Genomic DNA, 2,696 nt, shown 5'->3' on the forward strand with positions numbered 1-2,696 from the left:
AGGACCCTGTGCATCATGCAGAAGGTAACGTGGCCATTCATACGCGCATGGTGCTGGAAGCCCTGCAACAACTGGAAGCTTACAAAAACCTGACGGCACAGGAACAGGAATTACTGTGGGCGGGCGCCCTGTTGCACGATGTGGAGAAACGCAGCACTACGGTGCACGAAGCAGATGGCAGCATAACATCGCGAGGGCATTCAAAAAAAGGCGCCTTAACCGCGCGCCAGATCTTATACAGGCAACAACCCACACCGTTCTTTTTAAGAGAACAAATTGTGCAGCTGGTGCGCTATCACGGCATGCCCATTTGGGCCATTGAAAGAAGAGACCCAACACGGATGATCATTGAAACCAGTGAAATGGTGGACACCAAATTGCTTTCTCTCCTGGCAAGAGCTGATGCCCTGGAAAGAACTTGCAGCGATCAGAAGGAGCTGTTATACCGCATCGACCTGTTTGAAGCGCTTTGCCAGGAACAGGATTGCTGGGGACAACCCAGGGCCTTTCATACGCCGCATGCACGGTTCCATTATTTTTATAAGGAAGACAGTGCACCTGGTTTTGTTCCGTTCGATGAATTTGGCGCTACGGTAGTGATGATGTGCGGACTGCCCGGTGCTGGTAAGGATACCTATGTGCAGCAGTATTATAAAGACTGGCCAGTGATCAACCTCGATGAGATCCGCCGGAAGAATAAAATTGCGCCCACCGATAAAAGCGGCAACGGCACCGTTGTTCAGCTGGCCAAAGAAAGGGCCAGGGAATACTTACGCCGCAAACAGCATTTTGTCTGGAACGCCACCAACATCACCCGGCAAATGCGGGCCCAACTGGTGGAGCTTTTTGTTACGTACAAAGCATATGTAAAAATGGTGTATATAGAAGTGCCGTATGCCAGGCTGCATGTGCAGAACAAAGCCCGCGAAGCCATGGTGCCGAAAAACGCAGTAGACAAATTAACGTCGAAGCTGGAGGTGCCGGCGCCCTGGGAAGCGCATGAAGTGAGTTATGAGGTTAGTTGATCAGTTGACGAGTTGACCAGTTGATCAGTTGACAAGTTGACGAGGTAACAAGGAAGAAGGAGATTGAGAGGTATAAAGCCCTCTGCCGTCACGGAACAAACTCACTGCCATTGGGCCGGCGAACTCTTTCTACTATAAAAATGTATTTGAGGTATTGAAAGGGTAACCACAGATCGTCGTAACCAGGCCCCGGATTATAGCTATGCAGACAAAGTTTGTTGGCATCAGTATTCGTTTCAATAGGGCATTTCAACAGGCAAAATTGTTCACCGTGGTAATCGATAATAAAAACCAGGGGGCGGTGCAGGGGAACCTCCTCCAGGTTTTTTACTGGTAACAGTCTGCCCAATACCATGCTGCCGCCGGGGATCGACCGTTCAGAATGGTCATTCATACTATCGCCCTGGTTGGGGAACCAATAATACCGTTCGCCGGCTATTTTATCCGGCGCATCCAGGTAGTACTTGGGTTTGCCCAATGCTTTTTTCAGTTCCTGTTCATCCTCATTGCTAATAGATCCCATGCGTACCAGTTTGTATAATAAAGGTACGGTTTACCCGGTTGTCAGGATTCCGTTAGTAAACTGCCCGCAGTGCCTACGATTGTCCGTAAAAAAATAGTACATCAATACAATCAGATATTCCATTTTTTAACGTTGCCGCCTGCTCTAATTTGCCTGATGCGATTGCATGGCTATGTTCACCTCTGATAGCTCTGTCGCTCCCCTGTACGAGATCAATTTTTACTTTTTTGTTTAGTTCAACCTGCAAGGTTGTTCCGGCTATTCTTTTGTTTTAAGAACCGGAATGCACCTTAAGGATTGTATTTATACTGTTTTATACCATAACCATTTAAAACTAACGTATGCTTTGCTTGTCACAAACGAAAAAGTGTGTACGCACTTTTTTGCCATTCCTGTTCCTCATTAGTTGTTACTTAACAACATCCGCTCAACACCCTGTATATAAGATCGACCTGAACCAGACCGGCCGCACCGATGCCGAAGTAAATGAAATAGGGTATACCTCCTGGACCTTAGCTTCCAATGTAGTGGATACAGCCACCCTTTCGCTTAGTGGTGGTGTAACGGTTAAATTAATACGAAAAGGACCCTATGGAGATAAATTAAGCTCCAACTGGTATAAGGCTGGTATCCAAACACCGTACTTTGCCCGATTGGTATGTGATGGGGTACGGGTTAACAATGGCAACAGCGGCGCGCAAATTGAAATGCGCATCAGTGGTTTACCCACCGGCCGTCACAGCATTCTTACTTACCATAATAATGTTGACAATGCTACTACCGGTCCTTTTGCACCGATAGATGTATACCTCGATGGTGTTCAAAAATACGATAACCTGGCGCTGAGCATTCGGGAAACAGTAACGGCGAATGTGCCGGTTGCTTATATGTATGCCGACGCCGTAGCCGGTCAGGATGTAGTGGCATGGTATGTGGCCGACACTACTACCGGTGTCCTTATCAGGAATTTCATGATCAATGGTATCGAGATCAATACCGGCAATCCGCTGTACCAGGCCAAAACGCCCATTCCGGCAAATGGCGATGAACATGTTGATGGCGATAATGGCTCGTTGAACCTGGGCTGGACAAACGCTTCCAATGCGGTGGCCAGTCATGTATATGTAGGTAACGATTCTGCCATGGTG

General features: G+C 47.7%; 3 protein-coding genes. 2 read left to right on the top strand and 1 reads right to left on the bottom strand.

Going from position 1 to position 2,696, the window contains the following annotated elements; all coding sequences use genetic code 11:
- Positions 1-1,025, top strand: a 1,025-nt coding sequence (locus tag ACJ751_RS14195) for an AAA family ATPase (RefSeq protein ID WP_407746157.1), incomplete at its 5' end; no start/stop codon positions are given.
- 88 nt (positions 1,026-1,113) lie between these two features.
- Here the strand turns inward: ACJ751_RS14195 and ACJ751_RS14200 are convergent.
- A complete protein-coding gene (locus ACJ751_RS14200) occupies positions 1,114-1,548 on the bottom strand; it encodes a hypothetical protein (RefSeq protein WP_407746158.1) in 435 nt (144 codons plus the stop codon).
- A 350-nt stretch (positions 1,549-1,898) separates the two neighbouring features.
- Here ACJ751_RS14200 and ACJ751_RS14205 point away from each other — a divergent pair.
- Positions 1,899-2,696: hypothetical protein (locus tag ACJ751_RS14205; RefSeq protein ID WP_407746159.1), on the top strand; the 798-nt coding region annotated here is incomplete at its 3' end.

The organism is Niastella sp. (assembly GCF_045805085.1).
Classification (GTDB): Bacteria; Bacteroidota; Bacteroidia; order Chitinophagales; family Chitinophagaceae; genus Niastella.

Bases quoted from the DNA above. Each gene is read 5' to 3' on its own strand.
- ACJ751_RS14200 (WP_407746158.1), bottom strand. From the start codon at position 1,548: ATGGGATCTATTAGCAATGAGGATGAACAGGAACTGAAAAAAGCATTG.